Here is a 24,599-nt window from a genome sequence, read left to right as displayed (position 1 = left end):
GAGAGCCGTGAACCGTTCCGCATATCAGCCGGGGAACTTGGGCATACGGGACCAATGGCCCGCGTCCCCGCCGCAGCTCAGCTTGGAATACGAAGGGCGTCAGGCACGCTCGCCCGGTACTACCGCTCGCTCCGACCCCATCCGTCCGCCGAACTGGTCCCACAGCCCCATCCCTGGCTCCGGGCGCTCGGCATGGTCGCCGTCGTCCTCCTGGGCGCCTGGCTCGGCCTGCTGATCGTGGGCAACGTACGCGTCCCGGTGGGGCCCATGAACACCACCATGACGCTGCGTCCCTCGCTCGCCGGCGGTACGAAGATCAACGTCTCGCCGCTCGGCGCCCTGGAGCTGGACAGCCACAAGGCACCCGTCCGCCTCGACGTGAACGTCGACCAGCTCGACCCGGACCGCGCCCAGGCCCTGGTCGACCACCCGGAGCGGATCTCCGGGCTCCAGGAGGAGATCGCCCACGACGTCGAACACGGCACGGTTGACCTCGCCGTGCGCTCCGGCGTGGCCGTGGTCGCCGGCGCCACCGCGCTCGGGCTGGCCGTCTACCGCCGTCCGCGCCGCGCCCTCGCCGCCGGCGGTCTGGCACTGACCCTCCTCGCCGCCTCCGGGGCGACGGCCTGGGCCACCTGGAACCCCAAGTCGGTCCTGGAACCGAGGTTCTCCGGACTGCTGTCCTCCGCCCCGTCCGTGGTCGGCAACGCGCGCAGCATCGTCACGGAATTCAATGTCTACCAGGAGGAGTTGGCACGCCTGGTGACGAACGTGACCAAGCTCTACGACGTCACGTCCACACTCCCGGCCTACGACCCCGACCCGACGACCATCCGGGTCCTGCACGTCTCCGACATCCACCTCAACCCGGCGAGCTGGAAGATCATCGCGTCACTGGTGGAGCAGTACAAGATCAACGTGATCGTCGACTCGGGCGACACCATGGACCACGGCACGGCCGCGGAGAACGGCTTCCTCGACCCGATCTCCGACCTCGGCGCCCCGTACGTCTGGGTCCGCGGCAACCACGACTCCCGCGCCACCCAGCGCTATCTGGAGGGCTTGAAGAACGTCCACGTGCTGGACGACGGCAAGGCGGTGTCCGTCGCAGGCCTGCGGTTCGCCGGGATCGGCGACCCCCAGTTCACCCCCGACCGCTCGGTCGAGCCGGGCGGCGAACGGGCCGAGGAGCTCGCGGGCGCCCGCCTGGCCGCGGCCTTGACCGACCAGAAGGCCGCCGGCACCCCCGTCGACATCGCCATCGCCCATGAGCCCACAGCCGCACGCGGAACGGACGGCGCGGTGCCCCTGGTGCTCGCCGGGCATCTGCACCACGAGGGAACGGAGATCATGAAGTACGGCACCCGGCTGCGCATCGAGGGCTCGACGGGCGGCAGCGGGCTGCGTGCGGTCGAGCACAAGTACCCGGCACCCATCGAGGCCTCGGTCCTCTATCTGGACCGGGACACCCGACGTCTGCAGGCCTGGGACGAGATCAAACTCGGCGGCCTGGGCCAGACCACGGCCGAGGTGTCCCGCCATCTGGCCGAGGAGAACCAGCCGGACACCGGGCCTTCCCCCGACACGTCACCCCCGACCTCCACGCCACCCGGCAGCTCCACCTCGACCCCGTCCCGTCCCGGCGCGCCCCCTGCGTCGAGCGCCCCCTGAACTGTTTTGGCGAACGCTCCCCGCATCCCATATGCTTCTCACGTCCCCGACGCGCTGAGAAGCGCGCAGGCGGGCCGATAGCCCTCATCGTCTAGCGGCCTAGGACGCCGCCCTTTCAAGGCGGTAGCACGGGTTCGAATCCCGTTGGGGGCACGCACCACCATGTGCGACACTGTCGTACGCACGCTTGGTCCTGTGGAGCAGTTTGGAGTGCTCGCCACCCTGTCAAGGTGGAGGCCGCGGGTTCAAATCCCGTCAGGACCGCTAAGGTTTCACGTGAAACCTTGCGGCTGGGTAGCTCAGTTGGTACGAGCGTCCGCCTGAAAAGCGGAAGGTCGCCGGTTCGACCCCGGCCCCAGCCACCGCCGCCCTATCAGGGCAAAGCCCCCTCCGAGGATCTTCGGAGGGGGCCTTTTCGTGCCCGTGACATCACCCGCTGACATCGAGGAGGCGGGGCGTGACCGAGGCCTACGACGGCTGGAAGCCTCCGATTTGGGGGGATTCGCCGCCCGCTCCGAGCTTCGACGCGGTCAGCTCCACACCGCCCGTTCCGGTCGGCCGTGTGGACGTGCCGCGCAGGATCCAGACCGCGCCGCGGTAGTGGTCCTCACCCCCGCCGCCGACGATCACATCGGGGTGGCCGTCCTTGTCGAGGTCCCCGACCGTGAGCGTGGTGCCGAAGGCGTCACCCTGGGCCGACGTCCCGGGCACGGACACGGTCTCCTGGGACAGCGGGTACGAGCCGGTGCCGGGCGTCCCGGTCTTCTTGCCGGGGATGACGACGACGACCCCAGCACCAGCCTGGTTGCTCTGTGTCTGGCCGGGGACGCCGACGACGATGTCGCCAAGGCCGTCCTTGTTCAGGTCGGTGACGGCGATGGCGGTGCCGAACCTGTTGTGCGTGTCCGACGTGCCGTAGACGCCGGGGCTGTCCTGGCTGATGTGTACAGGCTTGGCGTCGGCGAGGCCCAGCGGACCGCCGTACCAGAGAGTGAGCTCGCCGCCCCTGTGACCGCTTGTGCCGGTCGTCGGCTCGTCGGGGTCGCCGACGACCAAGTCGTTATAGCCGTCGCCGTTGACGTCCCCGACAGCGGTCGTGGTGCCGTCGGTGGGCAGCGGGGCGCGATTCCCGTTCGAGGGATCCACATACACGCGCCCGCCGCTGTAACCGCCGGCCCGGAGCGTAGTGACGATGCGCTCCGCTCGGCCGTCGTGGTTGAGGTCCCCGAGGTCGACGACGCCCACGGACCCCGTCAACCCGACGTACGACGTCTTCGCGCTGACCGATCCGGTGCGCTTGAAGGTGCCGCTGAACTCGATCGATCCGTCGTACCCGCCCACCAGGACGCGGGGCCCCTGGCTGTCGCGTACGGCGGCGACGTCCAAGCCGTACTGGCCGTACGAGACCCGCGGCGACGGCAGCGTGCTCGCCGCGGACAGGCCGTTCTTGCCGCCCCACAAGACGGTGACGGTGCCGACGTCCTTGGTGGTGCCCAGGTCCTCCCAGGGCGCCCCGACGATCAGGTCGCTGTAGCCGTCCTTGTCCAGATCGGCGTAAGCGGTCGAGGACCCGAACAGGTCCTCAGTCTCGGCGCTGTCGGGCACACCGGCGGTGTTCTGCGTGATGACGGCCCTGCGCGAGGCGGACACGCCGGTCTTGGCGCCGTAGAGCACGACGACCGCGCCGGCCCCGTCCTTGCCCCCGACCTTGGCTGTGGGCGCCGGGACGACCAGGTCCCGGTATCCGTCGCCGTTGAAGTCCGCGGGGGCGGCGATCGGCTTTGCCACGGCCTCACCGGGTATGGCGACCACGCCTGTCACGGCGGCCGCCGTCACCGTAACTGCCGCCGCGATGCTGTCTCTTCTTCTCTTCCCCACCCTGATATCCCCTCCGTGTGCACAGTGAGACGGCAGGAGCGTAGGTGATCCAAGTAGACAGAGGGTCCGAGGCCCCGCCGGTCTCTGACATCGTCGGACTGATTGAGGTTTGCACGAGTTCCGGGCCACGTCCCCGGCTGAAGGCGTTGAGGGGCGCCCGATAGTGAGAGGCACCTCGGAACGCCTACATCAGCTGCCATGTGAAGCGGTTTCGCAGACTGCCGGCCATGTGCGATGCTCCCCTCTCCGGGGAGGGGATCATGAACGACACATTCACAGGGAGCCGCCGCATGCGGAGCCGCCGTGGCACCCGCAGAGCGGTCGGCACTGCCCTCGTGGGGGCCGTCGCGTGCCTCGCGCTACCCGCCTCCGGCGCTCAGGCGGCAACCACCTGCGCCGCCGGAGTGTGGAAAGCGTCGTACTACGCGAACACCACGTTCGCCGGGACGTCGAAGCTGACCGTGTGCGACACAGCGATCAGCGAGAGCTACGGCACCCGAGACCCCGCAGGCGTCACGCTCCCACGCGACAACTTCGGGGTCCGCTGGACGATGACGCGCAACTTCGGTTCCGGCGGGCCCTTCACCTTCAGCGTGGCCGTCCAGGACGCCGTCCGCGTCTACCTCGACGGCACCCGCAAGATCAACCTGTGGTCCAACGTCTCGTCGACCCGCAGCAAGACGGTCAACGTCACCGTCCCCAAGGGCACGCACACCATTCGCGTCGACTTCGCCGCCTTCACCGGAAGCGCGAACGTCAAGTTCGGCTACGCGCCCAAAACCTCGGCCACCGTCGACAAGACCGCCCCGCTCGCCCCGACCGGCGCGAGGGTCTCGTACGACCAGGCCTCCAGCAAGGCCACGTTCACCTGGTCCAAGAACAAGGAGATGGATCTCGCCGGGTACAAGGTGTACCTGCGCAGACCGGGCACCAGCACCCTGGTGGTGCGGACGACCGCCACGTCCTACACGACGACGCTGCCCGCCACGGGTGCGGTCTACCGATTCGGCGTCGACGCCGTGGACAGGGCGGGGAACACGTCGTCCTCCGGCATCGATCTGCCCGTCACGACCGCTGACCGGACGGCTCCGCAGGCACCCATCGGACTGACGGCGGCTGACAGCCAGTGGGACGTCACTCTGAGCTGGACGGCGAGCGAGGCGGGCTCCACCTTCAGGGTGTACCGGGCTGACTCGACCACCGGGCCGTACTCCCTCGTCGGTACGACGAAGTCGACGTGGCTGACCCTCACCGACGCCCCTTACAGCACGCCCCGCCACTACAAGGTGACTGCCACCGACGTCTCGGGCAACACCTCGGCGGCGTCCGCCGTGCTGTCCTACACCCGGCCCACGGCCGTCCCCTGGCTCTACCACGCCGAGAATAACGAGGCGGACACCGGTATCCGTCTGCTCTGGGAAGCGCGCCTGAACGCCGGCACGACGGGGTTCCGCGTCTACCGCGCCGAGCCCGGCTCGGCCGACCCCTCCTGGCATGCCGTCACGTGCGAGGACTTCGGGCAGGGCGGCTCGACCCCATACGTGCAGGTCCACTACTGCACCGACCGGAGCGCGGTCGCCAGGACCGCGTACCAGTACACGGTGACGTCCGTCGACGCCAAGGGGCGGGAGTCGGAGCGGTCCGTCCCGTATTCGATCACGCGCGTGGACAGGACGCCCCCGCCCGCGGTCACCGGGGTGACGGCCAAGGCCACGCCCTACGGTGTGGTGCTGGACTGGGATCCCAGCACGGCGCCCGACATCGCCAAGTTCATCATTCGCAGGGAGCCGGAAGAGAAGCTTCCCTGCTGGTGCAATCTGGCCGAAGTCGACGCCGCCACCACCCACTTCGTGGACGCGGAGCTGCCGGACGGCGAGACCCTGACCTACTCCGTGGATGCCGTGGACACCTCGGGGAACTCCCTCTACACGCTGTACCTGAACCCGGAAGACGAGGGCATGACGTTCGCCGACGTGACGGAGCTGGATCTGACTCCGTCCGTCGACACGCCGGCGGGCGCGCCGCTCGATCTCACGGCCACGGCCGCTGATTCGGGCCACACGGTGGAGCTGCGCTGGGACGCGATCGGGGAAGCGACCGGTTACCGCGTCCACCGCTGGAACCCCGACGCCGCGGCGTACGAGCCGCTGACGGCGGAGCCGGTCACCGATCTCTCCTACACGGACACCACAGCCGCCACGGGTACCACCCACTTCTACTGGGTAACCGCCGTGTACGCCGACGGGACCGAGTCGGCCCCGGGGGCCGCCTGGACGATCCTGCAGCCCGGGAGCTGACGCCGCCACCGAAGCGGCGAAAGGGCCGGACCGTGAGACGGTCCGGCCCTTTCGCATGCGCGGTTGCAGTCTCGGTTGCACTGGCCGCCTGGGCAGGCGAAACGACGGGCCCCGCTGAGGACAGCGGGGCCCCGTCGTTTGCCCGCCGTCTGACATCAACGCTGACATCAACGTCCGCAGACAGCAGCATCCAAGCGCGTACCTGCGCGGCCGTCACCGCCGCTCAACGCGGGAGTAGCGAGACGAACGAGTGCCGAAGACCATGGAAACGGTGCTCATACGGGCTGACCCGTTTCCGCGTGGCGTACCAGTGGCGATTCAGGTTCCTCGGGTCGATCGGCGAGCCCGCAGCCGTCGTAAAGACATGGCCGGACTCCGGCTACTCGGCACCTCAGACACCCCGCCCCTCTGCCTCCCGCTGTCACCGGAGCGGCACCGACACAGATGAGACAGAATGCACCAAGATATTAGGGAATGTCGCAATTGAACGGAGTGGCCGATGGGGCGTCCCTGGCTGCACGTGCTGGCACAGGTGGTCCCCGTTCCGCTCGGGTTGCTGCTCAGCGGTGCACTGGTCTGGGGCGCCACCAACGCCGACTGGAGTGGGACCACCAGCAACAGCGGCAACACGTGGGAGTCCGGCTCGCTGGGGCTGGCCAACAACAGCAAGGTGCCCATGTTCCGCGTCGACAACATGCGACCCGGCGACACAGGCTCCAACTGCATCAGAATCGAGTCGAACGCCGACTTCCCCACCGCGCTCAAGCTGTACAGCAGCTCACCGAACTGGCCCAGCAACTACCAATCCTTCATCAACCTCAAAATCGAGGTAGGCAGCGGCGGCACCTTCGGCAACTGCAAGGGCTTCAGTCCACAGAGGACTGCGTTCGACGGCACCCTGGACCAGTTCGTCGCCCTGTACACCGACTTCCGCACCGGATTGGGTCCCTGGACCCTGCCCGGCAAGCCACCCAACTCGCTGAGCTTCCGCTTCGCGTGGAAGTTCAGCCGGAGCGCACCCAACAGCGCGCAAAGCGTGGTCACTAACGAGGTGACCTTCACCTGGGAAGCGCGGGAACACAAGTGACTCCCTCAAGTGGCCTAGCCGCCACCGCGCCCTGCCAACCCACGACCAGAGGTGCCCGGGACCCGATCCGCGTGGTCACCTCGGTCACCGCACGTACCGTACTCGGCTCGCTGATTGGGCTGCTCGTGTGGGCGCAATTGCCCGTGGCGGCGCTGGGCTGGACGGCGTGCGTGGTGCAGTCCGGCTCCATGCGTCCCGCCCTCGTGCCGGGCGACGTAGTTCTCTATCAGCCACCACCGCGCGACCGCACACCAGCGGTTGGCCAAATCGTGCTGGCCCAGGACCCCACCCGACCCGGCCATCTGCTCACCCATAGGGTCTACCAGGTACTCCCCAACAAAGACCTGATCACGAAAGGTGACGCCAACTCCACACCGGACTCCACCCCCATCCGGCCCACGGCACTCGAAGGCGTAGCACGGTTGCGCGTGCCCTCGATCGGGCTGCCAGTCCAGCTCTGGCGCGCCAAGCGGCCCGTGCCCGAGGCGATCCTGCTGCTTGGACTTGCCACTCTGCTTGCGCTTGCCGCTCTGCCACTGCACAGACGCAACCGACACGATTGGGCCCCGGGCAACGGCCCGATACGGTGAGCGCGTGGGTGGGGAACCAGAGCGCGAGACGCGGCGCGCAGGTGGTGCGACGCACCGGTGCAGCAGCCACGGAGTCGTTGGCGTCGACGGCGGTTCTGCAGCCGGGAGCATCGCCGGCGATACGGGATTCTTTCAGCGGTCGTGCGGTTCCTGGACGGCGTTTAGTCGGCCAGGTCATGCACCGGCCGGAGTCCCATGCGTCGAACGGGAGGATGTCCATGCCGTCCGGGCTCAGGCGACGCGTGCCGGGCGGCGCCATGGTTGTTTCCTTCAAGGGGAGTTGTCGGGTGTGGGCGGGCGGAGCGGCGGTCTGCGGGCCCGTTAAGGTCGCGCGCATGGGTGGGGAGATCCAGGCGCAGGGCGCCACCGAAGCCAAAAGCCGCACGTGCCTGAGATGCGACAACCCGCTGCCGGCACGGCGAATACCGCGCTTGTTCTGCTCGCCGCGGCACGCAGCGCAGGCAGCGTTCGCGGCGTTGCTCTTCGTCTTCGCGGTCGAGCGGATCGGCTTGCGTTTCGCCTGGCGCCTCATGCACGCAGTCCTGGGCATCACAAACGTGCTGTCGTGGTTCGGATGGGGCTGAGCCGTACTTCCCCCTCTGCTTCACCAACTGACCAGGGCCGGAAAAGGCAAGGGCGGCGGCGCATACGACGCACCGTCGCCCTTCCGCGCCCGCGCCTCGACTTCGTCGGCCTTGATGACCGTGCCGTCCGGACCGCGACCGGCCCTTCGCATTCCGTCACCACGGCCGAGGCGGTTCGCCGGTTCCCCTCCGTGACACGGAACTGACGCTCGGGTAAGCCAAGTCGGCGGGCGGCGCCTGCTCACCACCGTCGCCGTCACAGCCCGGTCCTGGGGCGGGGTGCACGGTTCATTCGCCGGCCAAGGCGCACCGGCAGAATGCGCCCGTCGGTGACCTCTCAGGCGGCGACGGCGATGCGGGAGGCGAGGTCCCTGCCCGCGGCCTTGTACGCGGGAGGGAAGGTGAGCTTCAGACTCTGTTCCTGGCCCTGAACAGTGAGCACGGTCTGCAGTCCCAGACCGAGCAGCGCCTTCTTCACGGGTGCCGCGGACATCAGCTGGCGCGGCAGGGACATCAGCAGCTTGCCGGGGCGTCCCGACATCGTCGAGGCGTCGAAGAACATCAGCCGCCGGTCCGTGAGCGCCCAGTACATCGGACGCGGCTGGACGGTGGCGATCACCGTCCCGGCGGTGAGGGCGCCGACCAGCGCGGTGGTGAGCACCCGGCGCTTGGCGGAGACGGACCCGACCTTGGCGACGGAAGTGATCTCGACCTGCTCTCCCTCGGTGAGCAGGGGGGCGACGGACTGAAGCAGCTGCTGTCTGCGCCGGTTGTTCATGATTGTCCTTGCGGTGTTCCGAGGGCACGCGTGCGCGCCGTGCCGGTGCGCGTGGGGGGATGCAGGAGAGCGTACGGACGGGACTTCGGCATCCGATCAAGATCGGGCCATGACTCCGCAAAGGCGCAGGACGATCGGGTGGTCGGGCGGGCGCCCGCACGCACAGCGGGCGTGCGCCGGTCCGCCACCGGTGACCCTTGCCCCGGCGCTCCGAATGGTCGACCCGGGCATCAGGACTTCGCCGCCCGTGATGCCCCGTCGGCGGCCCGGCGAATCCTCTCCGAATGAGCCATCCGAGTGCATATATCGAAAACTGCCCCGTGTGTAGTGGCCTTATTGGTGCTGTTGTCGTTTCCATGCTGTTGCTCGGGATCAAGAGTGCTCAGAAGCACTCGGTCTTGCGGCACGTCGACATGATTGCAGGGAGAGGAACGCATGAAGCTCAGGAAAATGGCGGCTGTGGCCGCAGGTATGGTCGTTGCTCTCGGGGCCGCTGCTCCGGCCATGGCTGACTCCGGTGCCCAGGGCAGCGCCACGGGCTCCCCTGGCATCCTGAGCGGCAACGTCATCCAGGTGCCCATCGACATCCCGGTGAACGTCTGCGGCAACACCGTGAACGTGATCGGGCTGCTGAACCCGGCGGCCGGCAACACCTGCGCCAACGGTGCCGACATCACGCCGACCGAGACCGCGGCCACCACCCCGGCCGCCACCGAAGACGACACCGTGGGCACCGTCGCCCCGGAGGACGACGCCAGCAGCATCGCGGACTGCCTCTGCCGTGAGCTGGCCACGAGTTGAATCCCGTCTTCTGACGGAACCTGCCTGATGCAGGAATGACGCGAGGAAGACCGCCACTTCACAGGAAGTGGCGGTCTTCTCGTCTTCTCGTATCCGATGCAAATGCCGCAGGGGTCCTCGAGCCGCTGAAGCAGTTGTCGAAAGTGTGATGGCCGGGCAAATCAGGACGGCGAAGAAAACCCGCCGCCCGCCGTTCCCCGAACCGCCGCACCGCACGGGCGCGGCAGGACCCGGACCGCCCTTCGGCCCGAAGTCCGTACGTGTCACCCGCGCGTCACGCCTCGGCCCGTTGGGTGATGGCCGCGTCGGTGCGGTCCCCCAGGAACTCGTACCACCGGCGTTCCAGGCAGACGTAGCGCACGTCCGCCTCGACGAGGCTGAGGAAACCCGCCACGGTCTCGGTGAGACGCTGCTGCAGCCCCGAGTCGGCCAGCGCTCCGTCCTCGGCGAAGGCCTGGTAGCTGTCGGCCACGCTGAACATGTCCGGGTAGACCCGGGTGCCCAGGTGTTCCAGGGGCACCCTCAGGGCCCACAGTCCGCGGTTGCCGCCGACCAGTGACGGCGAGGCGGAGACGAGCATCGCGTGCTTGGTCTTGAACGGCTGCGGCCGGACACGGGAGACCCAGTCGATCGCGTTCTTCAGCACACCCGGAACGGAGGCGTTGTACTCCGGCGAGGCGATGACGAAGGCGTCACTCCGTTCGAGTCGGTCCCGCAGGGCGAGGGCGCCGGGGGGCAGTCCCTCCGCGGCCTCCATGTCGCCGTCGTACAAGGGCATGTCGAAGTCGCGCATGGAGGCGAGGTCGACCGCCGCACCGGTGGCGGAGATGAGCCGGGCGACGAGGGCGGCGAGGCGGGCGTTGGCCGAATCGGCACGCAGTGCCCCGCCGAAGACCAGCACCCGAAGCGGGCCGGGAGATGTGTCCGTGGGCATGACTCGGTCCTTTCCGCCGTGAGCACGCGCCCCGGCCGGGGCGCCCCTGTGACCAGTGTGGTTCCGGGAGGGCCGCCGTGCGACAGGGCGGGCGACCGGCAGGGCGACGCCGGCGCGGTCTCTCGTTGGGGCGCGCCTTGGGGTCGAAGATGCCCACGCCTAGGTACCTACGGGCTCAGTAGCCCGTGCGCGTCGCGCTGTTCGGGTGGGGAGTCGGACCGTCGGGCTCTCGTCGGCGAACGGCCGGCCCGTCCGTACGGTGACGACGCCGCAACCTGGTACTCGATGCAGCACCGGTCCCCTGGATCAGGAGACCACTCCGCGCCCCTCGTCCGTCGACCGGCGTGGTGCGGCGTGCCGATTAACGGATGCGCCCAGGCCGAGTGCCGCCTGGGGGACGAGCAGCACGATCAGGATGATCAGGGGGACGGTCCAGCCGCCGGTCGACTGGTGGACCGCTCCCAGCACCAGGGGGCCCGCCGCTGCCAGCAGATAGCCGACGAACTGCGCCATGCTCGACAGCTGTGCGGTGTGCCGGGCGTCGGGGGAGCGCAGCACGACGAAGAGCATGGCCAGCGAGATCGCGGCGCCCTGCCCGAGGCCGAGAAGGACCATCCACAGATAGGGGAGGCTCGTGGGGGCCGCGGCCAGGCCCGCGAATCCGGCGCCCGTGACCACCGCGCCGGTGACGGCCAGCAGTCCGGGGCGGACGTGCCGGGCGAGAACGGGGGAGGCGAAGGCGCCGGCGACACCGACGAGACTGCTGAAGGACAGCATCCAGCCGGCGGTTCCCGCGCTCATGCCGGCGTTGGTGAGCATGCTGGGCAGATAGGCGGCCGCCGCGTAGTACGACAGCGACTGCATGCCCATGTAGCCGGTGACCAGCCATGCGATCGGATGGCTCCACATCCCGCGAACGGGGTGTTGCGCGGCCGCGGCCTGTGCGGCGGAAGGGCGCGAGTGCCGACGGGACTGCGGGGCCCACAACACCAACGCCACCAGCGCCGGCAGTCCCCACATGGCCAGCCCGGGTCGCCAGTGCAGGCCCAGCGCCGTGCCGATCGGCACGGTCAGGCCGGCGGCCAGGGCCGCACCGGCGTAGAGGGACATCGAGTACAGGCCGGTCATCAGGCTGATGCGGCCGGGGAAGTCGCGTTTGATGACCCCGGGCAGCAGCACATTGGCCACGGCCACCCCCGCGCCGACCACGACCGTGCCGGCCATCAGCGCCACCGTCGACGGTGTCAGCCGCAGTGCGCTGCCGCAGCAGACGGCCGCCATCGTCCACAGCAGCGCCGGTTCCATCCCCAGCCGGCGGCCCAGCCCGGGCGCGAGCGGCGCGATGAGCCCGAAGCACAGCAGCGGCAGCGTCGTCAGGAGGCCGGCAGCGATGGCGGTCATACCGGTGTCCTGCCGGATGGTGTCCAGGATCGGCGAGGCGGCGACGATCGCGGGGCGCAGGTTCAGCGCCAGGGCGATGACGCCCGCGCCCAGCAGGAACCCTGTCCGCAGTCCCGCTCTCCCCCGCACGGTCGGGGTCTCCTCCGGCCGGGTGCCGGCATCGACGTCGTCCGAGGCAGCGGCGCGGTCGCGGCGGAAGGCGGGACCCACCTACTCGTCTCCCGTCAGGGTGCCGGTCCCGGGCGGTGGAGCCGGTGCCGACGGGGGCGCCGACGGGAGCGGGTCCGCGTCCTGCAGGAGGCGCAGCGCGCTCGTGCCGTCGTCGATGTACCGGGCCACCGCGCGGCCCGCCGCATAGGGGTCGGAGGCCTCGATCGCGGCGAGGAGGTCGGCGTGCGATTCGAAGTGCGTGCGGTCGCGGTCCGGGAGCGAGGAGTCGGTCATGGAGGAGATGAGGGCGTACAGGCCGTCGGTGAGATGGCTGTAGATGTCGGAGAGCATGCCGTTGTACGCGGCGGCGACCACCGCGCGGTGGAAGGCCACGTCCGCCTGCACGAACGCCTCGACGTCCCCCGCCTCCCACGCCGTCGTCCGGCCCGCCAGCGCCGAGCGCAGCACCTCGAGATCCGCGTCGGTGCGCCGCCGGGCGGCGAGCCGTGCCGCGTCGCGCTCGAGGGCGGATCTGACCTCCTGAGTCTCCATCAGCCCCGCCCGGTGCAGCCGCCGTCGAAGTGCCGCGCCGAGGGAGTCGGAGGCCCGGACGTAGGTCCCGTCACCCTGCCGCGTCTGGAGCATGCCGGTGTGCACAAGCGCGCGCACCGCCTCCCGCACGGTGTTCCGGCCCACCCCCAACGTCTCGGTCAGGACCGGTTCGGCGGGGATCCTCGTCCCCACGGGCCACTCGCCCGACTCGATCAGGTTCTGCAACTGCCCGATGACCTGCGCCACCAGGCTCGCCCGCTCCGTAGGCTGGATAGGCATCCCACACCTCCTAACATCCCACGTTTCGGCCAGGCTAACATCCCATGTTTCACGGCGCGCGCCCGATGGGAGCCGGCGACATCACCGGTTGGCCGGAGGGCGGTGGCGTGGCGGGCGGACGGCGGCAAGTGGCCCGCGGCCCACGGCAGTTCATCGGCTCCCCGGCGTACGGACGCGGGACCGGGCCGGGCAACGGCAGGACGCGGGGCTTCGACCGACACGGCACTCGGACGCCGAACCCCACGCGGCCTGGGTGTGCGCATGCCACCGGCCCCGGACTGGCCCTCGTCCCGGAACGGCGTGCCGGGTGATACTGCCCTTCGACGCCGTACTTAAGGAGTTGTGATGCAGGTCGCCGTGGTCACCTTCGACGGGTTCAACGAGCTCGACAGCTTCATCGCCTCCGCCCTGATCAACCGGTGCCGCAAGGACGGCCTGGAGGCCTTCATCACGACACCGACGCCGGTGGTCACGTCGATGAACGGCGTCGAGGTGACCGGCCAGCGTCCGATGGAGTTCGTGACCGAGGCCGAGGTCGTGCTGATCGGCAGCGGTGTGAAGGCCCGAGACGTGGTCGAGGACGACCGGTTGATCGCCCGGCTCCGACTCGACCCTTCGCGCCAGCTGATCGGGGCCCAGTGCTCCGGTGCCCTGGTGCTCGCCCGGCTGGGTCTGCTGGAGGACATGCCCGCGTGCACGGACGTGAAGACGCGGCCCTTCGTCGAGGCCCGCGGTGTCACCGTGCTGGACACTCCGTTCCACGCCGAGGGGAACATCGCCACGGCGGGCGGTTGCCTGGCGTCCCAGTACCTGGCCACATGGGTGATGACCCGCACACTCGGGGAGGACGCCGCGCGCGGCGTCCTCGACTACGTGGCTCCCGTCGGTGAGAACCGGGAGACGGTCGAGCGCGCCCTGGGCGCCGTCCGCTCGGGCGAGTCCGTACTGCTCTGACGCCCCGCATCGGGCCGGCGTCCCCGCGTCGGGCCGACGGCGCACATCGTCGCGGATGGCGCGCCGACCGCCCGGCGGAAGGCCCCGCCGCAGACGGACGGGGCCTTTGTCCCCCACGGGGCCGACCCGGCTTGGCATGCCCTCGCGCGAACGCTAGGTTCTGGCGGTCGAGGTCAATCGTGCGGGCGGGGCGATCATGGGCGTGGGCGGGGCGAAGGCCATGGGGGACGTCGAGTTGGAGCGGGACCGGGCCCGCTACGGACTCCTCGCGGTGATCATCAGCAATCTCGCGATCGCCGGTGTCGCGATCTTCGGAGTGTGGCGCCTGGACGGCGACCGGTCCGTGATGGTGGGCGTGCTCACCGCGGCCTTCACCTCCGTGAGCAGCATGACCACCGCGTACCTGGGCATCAAGGCCGTCTCCAACACGGCGAAGTCGATGGCCCGGGAGCGGGTCGCTCCCGCCAAGCCCGCCGCTTCGGTGCCCCCGCAGCCGAGCGATCACTGAGCAGTGGTCACCGGGCGCTGAGCAGCGATCGCCGGGCAGCGGCACGGCCCGTAGCGCCGGCGCGGTCCGCACGTGGCCTCACGCCAACCCGCCGGAGACAAATCGTTAGCCACGAATTTCTCCGAGGTGAGATCCTGGACCGCGTATGTCTACGCATCCTGCCCCCGCCCTCGGCGCTCTCGCCCCCCGCCTGACCGAGCTGTCCCTGCGCGACGCCCACCGGCTCGGCCGCAGGCTCGAAGGCGCGCGCAAGATCCGCAAGCCCGAGGCCCGGGCCGCCGTACTCGCCGAGATCGAGGCGGAGGTCGCCAAGGCCGAGGCCAGGATCGCCGAGCGCGGCGCCCGCGTCCCCGCCGTCACGTATCCCGAAGAGCTGCCGGTCAGCCAGAAGAGGGACGCGATCGCCGACGCCATACGTGAGCACCAGGTCGTGATCGTGGCCGGCGAGACCGGCTCCGGCAAGACCACCCAGATCCCCAAGATCTGCCTCGAACTCGGCCGTGGGGTACGGGGCATGATCGGCCACACCCAGCCGCGCCGTATCGCCGCCCGGACCGTCGCGGAGCGGGTCGCCGACGAGCTCCGCACCCCGCTCGGCGAGGGCGTCGGCTGGAAGGTGCGGTTCACCGACCAGGTGAACCCGGACGGCACCTTCGTCAAGCTGATGACGGACGGCATCCTGCTCGCCGAGATCCAGACGGACCGCGAGCTGCGCGGCTACGACACGATCATCATCGACGAGGCCCACGAGCGGTCCCTCAACATCGACTTCCTGCTCGGCTACCTCGCCCAGCTCCTGCCGAGGCGACCGGACCTCAAGGTCGTCATCACCTCCGCCACGATCGACCCCGAGCGGTTCTCACGGCACTTCGGCGACGCCCCGATCATCGAGGTCAGCGGACGCACGTATCCCGTCGAGGTGCGCTACCGGCCGCTCCTCGAGGAGGACTCCGAGGACGCGGACCGCGACCAGATCACGGCGATCACGGACGCCGTCGAGGAGCTGATGACCGAGGGCCAGGGCGACATCCTGGTCTTCCTCTCCGGTGAACGCGAGATCCGTGACACCGCGGACGCGCTGACCAGGAAGCAGTACCGGTTCACCGAGATCCTGCCCCTGTACGCCCGGCTCTCGCACGCCGAGCAGCACCGCGTCTTCCAGCCGCACACGGGCCGCAGGATCGTCCTGGCCACCAACGTCGCCGAGACGTCCCTCACCGTCCCCGGCATCAAGTACGTCATCGACCCCGGCTTCGCACGCATCTCGCGCTACAGCCACCGCACCAAGGTCCAGCGCCTGCCCATCGAGCCGATCTCGCAGGCGAGCGCCAACCAGCGCAAGGGCCGCTGCGGCCGTACATCGGACGGCATCTGCATCCGTCTGTACAGCGAAGAGGACTTCCTTACCCGGCCCGAGTTCACCGACGCCGAGATCCTGCGTACGAACCTCGCCTCCGTCATCCTCCAGATGACCGCCGCCGGCCTCGGTGACATCGAGAAGTTCCCCTTCATCGATCCGCCGGACCACCGCAACATCCGCGACGGCGTCCAGCTGCTGCAGGAACTGAGCGCGCTGGACCCCGCCCAGAAGGACCCGCGCAAGCGCCTGACCGACACCGGCCGCAAGCTCGCCCAGCTGCCTGTCGACCCGCGGCTGGCGCGGATGGTCCTGGAGGCGGACAAGAACGGCTGCGTGCGCGAGGTCATGGTGATCGCCGCCGCCCTGTCCATCCAGGACCCGCGGGAGCGGCCCGCCGACAAGCAGACCCAGGCCGACCAGCAGCACGCCCGATTCCGGGACGAGACGAGCGACTTCCTCGCCTACCTCAACCTCTGGCGGTACATCCGTGAGCAGCAGAAGGAGCGGGGCTCGTCGTCGTTCCGCCGGATGTGCAAACAGGAGTACCTGAACTTCCTGCGCATCCGCGAATGGCAGGACATCTACACACAGCTGCGCACGGTCGCCAAGCAGATGGACATCCATCTCGACGAGCAGGACGCCCCGGCCGACCGCATTCACGTCTCGCTGCTCGCCGGCCTCCTCTCGCACATCGGGCTCAAGGACGTGAAGGAGTCCAAGGACTCCGGCCCCGGCACCCGAAGGGACGGCGGGCGCAACGAGTACATCGGCGCCCGCAACGCCAAGTTCGCGATCTTCCCGGGCTCGTCCCTGTTCAAGAAGCCCCCGCGTTTCGTGATGTCCGCCGAGCTCGTGGAGACCTCCCGGCTCTGGGCGCGCGTCAACGCCAAGATCGAGCCGGAGTGGGTCGAGCCGCTCGCCGAGCACCTCCTGAAGCGGACGTACGGCGAACCGCACTGGGAGAAGGACCAGGCCGCGGTGATGGCCTACGAGACGGTCACGCTGTACGGCGTCCCGATCGTCGCCCAGCGGAAGGTGAACTACGGCCGGATCGACGCGGAGGCGAGCCGCGAGCTGTTCATCCGCAACGCCCTGGTCGAGGGCGACTGGCGCACCCACCACAAGTTCTTCGCCGACAACCGCAAGCTGCTCACCGAGGTCGAGGAGCTGGAGCACCGCGCCCGCCGCAGGGACATCCTGGTCGACGACGAGACGCTGTTCGACTTCTACGACCAGCGGGTGCCCGAACACGTGGTCTCGGGGGCCCACTTCGACTCCTGGTGGAAGCACAAGCGGCACGAGCAGCCCGACTTCCTCGACTTCGAGCGCGAGATGCTCATCAACGAGAAGGCGGGCGCGGTCACCAAGGACGACTACCCCGACTCCTGGCGCCAGGGCCCGCTGAAGTTCAGGGTCACCTACCAGTTCGAGCCGGGCGCGGACGCCGACGGTGTGACGGTGCACATCCCGCTCCAGGTCCTCAACCAGGTCACCGACGAGGGCTTCGACTGGCAGATCCCGGGGCTGCGGGAGGACGTGGTCACGGAGCTGATCCGGTCCCTGCCCAAGCCGATCCGCCGCAACTACGTGCCCGCACCGAATTACGCGACGGCGTTCCTCGACCGCGCGGTCCCGCTGCAGGAACCGCTGACCGTGACGATGGCGCGCGAGCTGAAGCGCATGGTCGGGGTGCCCTTCGAGGCCGACGACTTCGACTGGGCCAAGGTTCCCGACCATCTCAAGATCACCTTCCGGATCGTCGACGAGCGGCGCCGCAAGCTGGCGGAGGACAAGGACCTCGAGGCCCTGAAGCTCCGGCTGAAGCCGAAGGCGCGCAAGGCCCTCTCCCAGGCCGCGGCGGCCACCGCCGAGCGGGAGGGCGGGGAGTCCCTGGAGCGCTCCGGCCTCACGGACTGGACGATCGGCGCGCTCACCCGGCTCTTCGAGACCCGCCGCGCCGGCCAGCCGGTGAAGGCCTACCCGGCGCTGGTCGACGACGGAGACACAGTCTCGGTACGCCTCTTCGACACCGAGGAGGAGCAGGCCGAGGCCATGTGGAAGGGCACCCGCCGCCTGATCGTGCGGAACATCCCCGTGAGCCCGGCGAAGTTCGCGTCCGAGCAGCTGACGAACGCGCAGAAACTCGGCCTGTCCGCGAACCCGCACGGCTCCGTCCAGGCGCTGTTCGACGACTGCGCGACAGCGGCGGCGGACAAGCTGATCGGGGACTTCGGGGGACCGGCGTGGGACGAGGAGTCGTACCGGAAGCTGTTCGACAAGGTGCGCGCCGAGATCGTCGACACCACGGTCCGCACCGTCGGGCAGGTGCAGCAGGTACTCGCCGCCTGGCAGGCCTGTGAGCGCCGGCTGAAGGCGGTGCGCAGCCCCGCGCTGCTGCCGAACCTGACGGACGTCAGGACCCAGCTGGACGCCCTCGTGAAACCCGGCTTCGTCACGGAGGTGGGCATTCGGCGGCTGCCTGACCTGATGCGATACCTGGTCGCCGCCGACCGCCGGCTGCAGCAGATGCCGACCAACGTCCAGCGGGACACGACGCGCATGGCCAAGGTCCACGAGATGCGGGACGAGTACGCATGGCTGCTCGAGCAGCTGCCGCAGGGCCGCCCCGTCCCGTCCTCGGTACGCGACATCCGCTGGATGCTCGAGGAGCTGCGCGTGAGCTACTTCGCGCACGCGTTGGGCACCGCCTATCCGGTCTCGGACAAGCGCATCGTGAAGGCGATCGACGCCGCGGCGCCGTGACGGCCCCTTCACGGTGGGTGAGTTCGACCAAGGGCTCACCCTCCTGTACAGTCTCTTCTCGCAGCGCACCGCACACGGAGCCGTAGATCCGGTCCGGCTGAGTGAGTGCTGCGAAGCCTGGTCCTGTGGAGCAGTTTGGAGTGCTCGCCACCCTGTCAAGGTGGAGGCCGCGGGTTCAAATCCCGTCAGGACCGCACCAGGAAGAGCCCCGTATCCCTTGAGATGCGGGGCTTCTTCGTGTCCCTGTGCGCTACGGCCGCCCTCCGAGGCGCAGTGCCGTGTCACCGTCGTCCGACCCGGTCCGCGGCACCCGCCGAGAGCCCAGGAGTCCCGCCGCACCACCCTGTCCGACCGAGGCACCCCCTCGACCGGCGGCGACGACCCCGCCGGGCCGGAGACCGGGCACCGCCGCACCGGCCGCGCAGGGCCCCGCTCCGCGTCCTCCGCGACCGTGTGAGCCTCCGTCAGGAGCACCGGCGGCCCGGCGGCCGTCCGGCCCTCTCCGGACGCCTCTGCGGCCTGCGTCCGAAGTGGCGGGCCCGCCTCCCATGCGTTCCGGTGCCTCTTGACGGCGTCACTTTCCGCCGGTACCCCGGACAGCAGGGATCCCGACGATTCGGGCCCTCGGGGGAGGTGGCGTATGGCGGCGTCCGCTCGGCACGAGACCCGTGCGCTGCTTCGCGCCCATCTGTCGGCCGCTTCCGGGTATCGCCATCTGACGCACCACTGCCCGGTCTGCCGTCACCTGCTGCGCCTGGCCATGGAGCCGGCCCAGCAGGTCGAGGAGGGCCCGGAGACGGCGGCCGAGGACGACAGCCCCTCCAGGGCGTGAGCGAACCGGCGGGCGCGACGGACGTGCGGGCCCGCACCGCCCCCCCCCGCTCCGGAGGTTGGGACCCCCTCGGCGTGGGCACTTCTGGACGTGCGGTCCGCCCAACGCCCGTCCCACGCGGGCGTGTTCCTTTAGCAAGGACACCATGACCGCGACAAGGACTCTGGCATGTGACGGGAGTCACCGTATGAGTTTTGGGAGATGAGGAATTTACCCCTCTCCTACATAGGGTCAATTTAATATGTGCAATTGCACTACTCCCGGAGGTCCTGTCCGGCAGATCCGACACCCCTCCCCAGAGTCCGACAAGGTCGCTCACAGGCGGGCCCCGCAGACCACGGTCCGGGCACAAAAAAGATCGCGCTGGACTCGGCGGAGTCCAGCGCGATCGACGACGCACCCTTGTCATGCCTCTATGACCTTGGGACAGGGTCCTGTTGGGGCAGAACCCGCGCCGCTTGGAGCTGTCCGTCGAACACGGAGGCAGATGGGGGAATCTGCCCGTATGTCCGGCTATATGCGACGTCAGGCCTCGCTGCGCTGCTGCGGGATGCCCGCGAGCAGAGCGCGGACCTCGGCCTCGCGGTAGCGGCGGTGCCCGCCGAGCGTGCGGATGGATGTGAGCTTGCCGGCCTTGGCCCACCGCGTGACGGTCTTGGGGTCGACACGGAACATGGTGGCGACCTCAGCCGGGGTCAGCAGCGGCTCGGCATCAGGGGTGCGAGCGGTCATGAGCGGCCTCCTCGGGAGAACCGAACCTTCTCGGTTCTTTCCTCTAAATTCTGCACCTTGACCCGCGTTGCCCGAAATGGCGGACGCGAGTCGAGTCGGTTATAGGACGAACGGCTTGTCCTCGGCACTACAACTACACCATCTGTCCAGCCGCGTCGGCCAAACCGATGGAATTGCCCTCCCAGGTGTTCATCAGCGACGGAAGCCGATGGACCATGCCATAGCGGACAGTCACGCCTCTGTGACGATCAGTCACAGGGCGATCAGGAGGCACCAGACCCCCCAAAGCTTGCAATGCAGAGCTTCCGCCCAAAATCGGGCAGATAGAGCCTCCCCCGGGCTCCTTGTCCTATTTTGGCATGAGGAGGGCCGTAAGATGCAAGGTCCGCGTAAGTGCGCTCCGTCACGCTTGACGCGATAAGCCCGGATCGGCGTCTACGTCCCGTGTGTCGAACTGCGGTACGTCAACCATGGGCCAATGGTTGCCACTTCACCATGTCTCGCGGGTCACAATTCGAGCATCGGTTCGCTGGAGCCCCGAAGGGGTCGGACGGACCCTCAGTTCGCCGAGCGGCGCTCCCGTACGCCACGCCACCGCTCCACCAGCCGCCCGTACGCCTCTCCGGCGGCGGCCCCGTCGCCCACGCGCAGGGCCTCGATGCCCTCGGCGACGTCCGCGGCCGAGTGATCACCGTCCAGCTCCGCGGCCGGCAGGACGTGGACGAGCCCGCCGTAGTCCAGTTCGACCAGGGACCGCGGGTGGAACTCCTCCAACCACCGCCCCACGTCCACCAGACCGTCGATGAGCGGCCCCTCGTCGATCGTCTCCTTGAGGGTCCGCAGCGCCCGCGCGGTGCGGCGCCTGGCCTGCACCATGGGGGTGCGGTAGCGCAGCATCGGAGGCACCTCTCCGGACCCCTTCTCGTACCTGCGCTCCTCGTCCGAGACCAGCACGAACCAGTTCAGCGGCACCTGCCAGGTCGCGGTGCGGATCCACGGCCGGGCGTCGGGGTTGCGCTCGCGCCAGCGCTCGTAGTCCCGGGCGGCCTGATCCCGCACGACGCGCGGCAGCACCGCGTCCAGGACCGGGGCGGGCAGCTCCTCGGCCAGGTCCTCCAGCGCCTGCCAGCCGCGCAGCCGGGTGCGCCACGGGCAGACGCACAGCGCCTCGTCGACCAGGGCCACGAAGGCGTCGCCGCTCTCGTGCACCGGCACCGGGACGGGCGGGGTGGGCAGCAAGTCGGCCAGGGAGCGGCGCAGTTCGTCCTGGTACGAGGGGCGGTCGGGGCGCCGGGCGTAGCGCTCCCAGTGGCTGCGCTCCGGCTCCCGGAAGGCGGCCAGCGGCTCGTACACGCGCAAGTAGCACGCGTACGGGACGATCACCGAGGACACCTTGGGCACGCCTGCTCCCTCCCCATCGGTCATGACCCGAAACCCGGCAGGTCAATACCCGGCCGGGGTGGAAAACCATTGCAAATCGTCCCACGAACCCGTCCCGGCGTACTCCGGGGGAGGGTGATCCCGGGCACTGGGCGGTTCAGGGCCGCCCGGACGCTCTACGCTCATGCCCACGGGCCCCGCCACCCGCACGGGACCCTCCCTCAACCGGCGCTACTCAATCGGGAGTCACCACCGTGACCGACGTAACCGACGGCGTCCTGCACACCCTGTTCCGGTCGGATCAAGGGGGGCACGAACAGGTCGTGCTCTGTCAGGACCGGGCCACGGGCCTCAAGGCCGTCATCGCGATCCACTCCACCGCCCTGGGCCCCGCCCTCGGCGGCACCCGCTTCTACCCGTACGCGAGCGAGGAGGCGGCCGTCGCCGACGCGCTGAACCTCGCGCGCGGCATGTCGTACAAGAACGCCATGGCCGGCCTCGACCACGGCGGCGGCAAGGCCGTGATCATCGGTGACCCCGAGCGGATCAAGACCGAGGAGCTGCTGCTTGCGTACGGCCGCTTCGTGGCCTCGCTCGGCGGGCGTTACGTCACCGCCTGCGACGTCGGAACCTACGTCGCCGACATGGACGTCGTCGCCCGGGCGTGCCCCTGGACCACCGGGCGCTCCCCGGAGAACGGCGGCGCCGGCGACTCCTCGGTCCTGACCGCCTACGGCGTGTTCCAGGGCATGCGGGCCTCCGCCCAGCACCTGTGGGGCGACCCCACCCTGCGCGGCCGCAAGGTCGGCGTCGCGGGGGTCGGCAAGGTCGGCCACTACCTGGTCGGTCACCTGCTCGAGGACGGTGCCGACGTCGTGATCACCGATGTGCGGCCGGACGCCGTGCGCCGGGTCACCGACGAGCACCCCGAGGTCACCGTGGCCGCCGACACCGACGCCCTCATTCGCACCGAGGGTCTCGACATCTACGCACCCTGCGCCCTGGGCGGGGCGCTGAACGACCGGTCCGTGCCGGTACTGACGGCCACGGTGGTGTGCGGCGCCGCCAACAACCAGCTCGCGCACCCGGGTGTGGAGAAGGACCTCGCCGACCGCGGGATCCTCTACGCCCCGGACTACGTCGTGAACGCCGGCGGTGTCATCCAAGTCGCCGACGAACTCCACGGCTTCGACTTCGACCGCTGCAAGGCGAAGGCGTCGAAGATCTTCGACACCACGCTGGCGATATTCGCACGTGCGAAGGACGACGGCATTCCGCCCGCGGCCGCCGCCGACCGGATCGCCGAGCAGCGCATGGCGGAGGCCCGCACGCCGGCCCTCCCGGGGGAGGCCTCGCAGCTGTGAGCGGTACCCGCCGATGGGAGGTTGGAGAGAACTCTCACTCTTATCGGCGGGTCGTCCGCCAATAAGTGGTTAAAATCGGCCGTGACCAGCGAGGACGGGGCGCCTCGCAGGTCCTGGGCACACGCCCGTCCTGCGGGCGACGTACCGTATGGGCGTGGGCTCAGGTACCGTGGAAGCCCTACGGACCGGTCTCTCCACGGAGAGCCCGTTCCGGATCATGAACGCGTGTCAAGACTCTGGGGCCGTCGAGCCCCGTCGTTGAGGGGGTCGAGCCATGGGGCGCGGCCGGGCCAAGGCCAAGCAGACGAAGGTCGCCCGCCAGCTGAAGTACAACAGCGGTGGGACGGATCTCTCACGCCTGGCCGAGGAGCTGGGCGCATCGACGTCGAATACGTCGCCTAACGGCGACCGGTTCGAGGACGATGAGCAAGACGACGACGTGTACGCACGGTACGCCGATCTTTACTCGGAGGATGACGACGACGAGGACGGCGATTCCTCGCAGCATCGTCGCGGCGCTTGACCTTGCACTGAGCTCTCACCCGGTCCGTGGCACCAGCCACGGACCGGGTGCTGTGCTGTCCGCCGGGTTTCAGCCCGCGTAGTCACCCACCAGGGCCGCGCCCGTCTCGTGGCCGCCCCGGTCGGTGATCTCGCCGGCGACCCATGCCTCCACATCGCGGTCGGCCAGGGCGGCGAGCGCGACGTCCACCGAGTGCTCGGGGACGATCGCGATCATGCCGACGCCCATGTTCAGGGTCTTCTCCAACTCCAGGCGTTCGACGTCGCCGGTCTTCCCGACGAGATCGAACACCGGTGCAGGGGTCCAGGTGGAGCGGTCGACCACGGCGTGCAGACCGTCCGGGATCACACGGGCCAGGTTGGCCGCGAGTCCACCGCCGGTGATGTGGCTGAACGCGTGCACCTCGGCGGTGCGGATCAGCGCCAGGCAGTCCAGCGAGTAGATCTTGGTGGGCTCGAGCAGTTCCTCGCCGAGGGTGCGCCCGAGTTCGTCGATGTGCCGGTCGAGGCCGAGCTTCGCCCGGTCGAGGAGAACATGCCGGACAAGGGAGTACCCGTTGGAGTGAAGTCCGGAGGCGGCCAGCGCGATCACCGCGTCGCCCTCCTGGATGCGTTCGGCACCGAGCAGCCGGTCGGCCTCCACAACGCCCGTACCGGCGCCCGCGACATCGAAGTCGTCCGGACCGAGCAGACCCGGGTGTTCGGCCGTCTCGCCGCCCACCAGGGCGCAACCGGCCAGCACGCAGCCCTCGGCGATGCCCTTCACCATCGCGGCGACGCGCTCCGGGTGGACCTTGCCGACGCAGATGTAGTCGGTCATGAACAGCGGCTCGGCACCGCACACCACGATGTCGTCCATGACCATCGCCACGAGGTCGTGGCCGATGGTGTCGTAGACGCCCATTCGGCGTGCGATGTCGACCTTGGTGCCGACGCCGTCGGTGGCGGAGGCGAGCAGCGGACGCTCGTAGTGCTTGAGGGCAGAGGCGTCGAAGAGGCCGGCGAACCCGCCGAGGCCGCCGAGAACCTCGGGGCGCTGCGTCTTCTTCACCCACTTCTTCATGAGCTCGACGGCGCGGTCACCCGCCTCGATGTCGACGCCCGCGGCCGCGTAGGAAGCGCCCTCGGGATTGCCCGTCGACGAAGTCGACTGATCGAACACAGCAGACATTGCCTGGGATC

General features: G+C 69.4%; 19 protein-coding genes, 4 tRNA genes and 1 pseudogene. 16 read left to right on the top strand and 8 right to left on the bottom strand.

Annotated features, from left to right (window positions below; translation table 11 throughout):
* Positions 1-54 precede the first annotated feature (54 nt).
* The 4 genes from ADL25_RS25420 to ADL25_RS25405 all read left to right on the top strand — a co-directional run bounded on the left by ADL25_RS25420 (position 55) and on the right by ADL25_RS25405 (position 2,033).
* Positions 55-1,671: a metallophosphoesterase family protein gene (locus tag ADL25_RS25420; protein WP_059130136.1), complete on the top strand. Its 1,617-nt coding sequence runs from the start codon at positions 55-57 to the stop codon at positions 1,669-1,671.
* Between the two features lie 80 nt (positions 1,672-1,751).
* Positions 1,752-1,824: transfer RNA gene (locus ADL25_RS25415), tRNA-Glu, on the top strand.
* Positions 1,825-1,860: 36 nt separating this feature from the next.
* Positions 1,861-1,935: transfer RNA gene (locus tag ADL25_RS25410), tRNA-Asp, on the top strand.
* Positions 1,936-1,959: 24 nt separating this feature from the next.
* Positions 1,960-2,033 (top strand) — tRNA-Phe (locus tag ADL25_RS25405).
* Between the two features lie 106 nt (positions 2,034-2,139).
* Here the strand turns inward: ADL25_RS25405 and ADL25_RS25400 are convergent.
* The gene (locus tag ADL25_RS25400; RefSeq protein WP_159045005.1) at positions 2,140-3,459 is read right to left on the bottom strand and encodes an FG-GAP repeat protein; all 1,320 of its coding nucleotides are present in this window, start codon (positions 3,457-3,459) and stop codon (positions 2,140-2,142) included.
* A 350-nt stretch (positions 3,460-3,809) separates the two neighbouring features.
* Here ADL25_RS25400 and ADL25_RS25395 point away from each other — a divergent pair, with 350 nt between their 5' ends.
* From ADL25_RS25395 to ADL25_RS25380, 4 genes are all read left to right on the top strand, one after another.
* A complete protein-coding gene (locus ADL25_RS25395) occupies positions 3,810-5,846 on the top strand; it encodes a fibronectin type III domain-containing protein (RefSeq protein WP_159045004.1) in 2,037 nt (678 codons plus the stop codon).
* Between the two features lie 499 nt (positions 5,847-6,345).
* Entirely contained in the window at positions 6,346-6,933 is a 588-nt protein-coding gene (locus ADL25_RS25390; RefSeq protein ID WP_059130133.1) for a hypothetical protein, read from the top strand.
* A gap of 71 nt (positions 6,934-7,004) precedes the next feature.
* The gene (locus tag ADL25_RS25385; RefSeq protein ID WP_059130132.1) at positions 7,005-7,523 is read left to right on the top strand and encodes a signal peptidase I; all 519 of its coding nucleotides are present in this window, start codon (positions 7,005-7,007) and stop codon (positions 7,521-7,523) included.
* A 335-nt stretch (positions 7,524-7,858) separates the two neighbouring features.
* Positions 7,859-8,107: a hypothetical protein gene (locus tag ADL25_RS25380; RefSeq protein ID WP_059130131.1), complete on the top strand. Its 249-nt coding sequence runs from the start codon at positions 7,859-7,861 to the stop codon at positions 8,105-8,107.
* Between the two features lie 337 nt (positions 8,108-8,444).
* Here ADL25_RS25380 and ADL25_RS25375 read toward each other — a convergent pair whose 3' ends face one another.
* Positions 8,445-8,885, bottom strand: a complete 441-nt coding sequence (locus ADL25_RS25375) for a hypothetical protein (protein WP_059130130.1) — start codon at positions 8,883-8,885, stop codon at positions 8,445-8,447.
* Positions 8,886-9,320: 435 nt separating this feature from the next.
* Between ADL25_RS25375 and ADL25_RS50740 the strand changes: the two are divergent.
* Positions 9,321-9,548 (top strand): annotated as a pseudogene (locus ADL25_RS50740) (chaplin); the annotation flags it as partial.
* Positions 9,549-9,960: 412 nt separating this feature from the next.
* On the opposite strand, the gene ADL25_RS25365 reads toward ADL25_RS50740, so the two are convergent.
* The 3 genes from ADL25_RS25365 to ADL25_RS25355 all read right to left on the bottom strand — a co-directional run bounded on the left by ADL25_RS25365 (position 9,961) and on the right by ADL25_RS25355 (position 13,002).
* A complete protein-coding gene (locus tag ADL25_RS25365) occupies positions 9,961-10,620 on the bottom strand; it encodes an NADPH-dependent FMN reductase (RefSeq protein WP_059130129.1) in 660 nt (219 codons plus the stop codon).
* A 306-nt stretch (positions 10,621-10,926) separates the two neighbouring features.
* On the bottom strand, positions 10,927-12,231 hold the full coding sequence (locus tag ADL25_RS25360) for a CynX/NimT family MFS transporter (RefSeq protein WP_059130128.1): 1,305 nt from the start codon (positions 12,229-12,231) through the stop codon (positions 10,927-10,929).
* On the bottom strand, positions 12,232-13,002 hold the full coding sequence (locus ADL25_RS25355) for a FadR/GntR family transcriptional regulator (protein ID WP_059130127.1): 771 nt from the start codon (positions 13,000-13,002) through the stop codon (positions 12,232-12,234).
* Positions 13,003-13,347: 345 nt separating this feature from the next.
* Between ADL25_RS25355 and ADL25_RS25350 the strand changes: the two genes are divergently transcribed.
* The 5 genes from ADL25_RS25350 to ADL25_RS25330 all read left to right on the top strand — a co-directional run bounded on the left by ADL25_RS25350 (position 13,348) and on the right by ADL25_RS25330 (position 19,419).
* Positions 13,348-13,956: a DJ-1/PfpI family protein gene (locus ADL25_RS25350; RefSeq protein WP_059130126.1), complete on the top strand. Its 609-nt coding sequence runs from the start codon at positions 13,348-13,350 to the stop codon at positions 13,954-13,956.
* A 196-nt stretch (positions 13,957-14,152) separates the two neighbouring features.
* The gene (locus tag ADL25_RS25345; RefSeq protein WP_234381034.1) at positions 14,153-14,464 is read left to right on the top strand and encodes a hypothetical protein; all 312 of its coding nucleotides are present in this window, start codon (positions 14,153-14,155) and stop codon (positions 14,462-14,464) included.
* A 145-nt stretch (positions 14,465-14,609) separates the two neighbouring features.
* The gene (gene hrpA, locus ADL25_RS25340; RefSeq protein WP_059130125.1) at positions 14,610-18,587 is read left to right on the top strand and encodes an ATP-dependent RNA helicase HrpA; all 3,978 of its coding nucleotides are present in this window, start codon (positions 14,610-14,612) and stop codon (positions 18,585-18,587) included.
* Between the two features lie 119 nt (positions 18,588-18,706).
* Positions 18,707-18,781 (top strand) — tRNA-Asp (locus tag ADL25_RS25335).
* A 446-nt stretch (positions 18,782-19,227) separates the two neighbouring features.
* Entirely contained in the window at positions 19,228-19,419 is a 192-nt protein-coding gene (locus ADL25_RS25330; protein WP_059130124.1) for a DUF6274 family protein, read from the top strand.
* A gap of 525 nt (positions 19,420-19,944) precedes the next feature.
* Here ADL25_RS25330 and bldC read toward each other — a convergent pair.
* Positions 19,945-20,151 (bottom strand): developmental transcriptional regulator BldC, encoded by a 207-nt coding sequence (bldC, locus tag ADL25_RS25325; protein ID WP_003949541.1) that lies wholly within the window; start codon positions 20,149-20,151, stop codon positions 19,945-19,947.
* A 558-nt stretch (positions 20,152-20,709) separates the two neighbouring features.
* Positions 20,710-21,552 carry a hypothetical protein gene (locus ADL25_RS25320; RefSeq protein WP_059130123.1) on the bottom strand — a complete coding sequence of 281 codons (843 nt, stop codon included), beginning with the start codon at positions 21,550-21,552 and terminating at the stop codon, positions 20,710-20,712.
* 233 nt (positions 21,553-21,785) lie between these two features.
* Between ADL25_RS25320 and ADL25_RS25315 the strand changes: the two genes are divergently transcribed.
* Positions 21,786-22,895 (top strand): Leu/Phe/Val dehydrogenase, encoded by a 1,110-nt coding sequence (locus ADL25_RS25315; protein ID WP_059130122.1) that lies wholly within the window; start codon positions 21,786-21,788, stop codon positions 22,893-22,895.
* Between the two features lie 274 nt (positions 22,896-23,169).
* On the top strand, positions 23,170-23,418 hold the full coding sequence (locus ADL25_RS25310; protein ID WP_059130121.1) for a DUF3073 domain-containing protein: 249 nt from the start codon (positions 23,170-23,172) through the stop codon (positions 23,416-23,418).
* Between the two features lie 69 nt (positions 23,419-23,487).
* Here ADL25_RS25310 and purM read toward each other — a convergent pair whose 3' ends face one another.
* Positions 23,488-24,588 (bottom strand): phosphoribosylformylglycinamidine cyclo-ligase, encoded by a 1,101-nt coding sequence (purM, locus tag ADL25_RS25305; RefSeq protein WP_059130120.1) that lies wholly within the window; start codon positions 24,586-24,588, stop codon positions 23,488-23,490.
* Between the last annotated feature and the right edge of the window lie 11 nt (positions 24,589-24,599).

Origin of the sequence: Streptomyces sp. NRRL F-5122 (assembly GCF_001507435.1) — a bacterium.
Lineage (GTDB): Bacteria > Actinomycetota > Actinomycetes > Streptomycetales > Streptomycetaceae > Streptomyces > Streptomyces lannensis.
The sequence above is the reverse complement of the archived record's forward strand: the minus strand, read 5'-3'. Positions and strand labels throughout refer to the sequence as shown.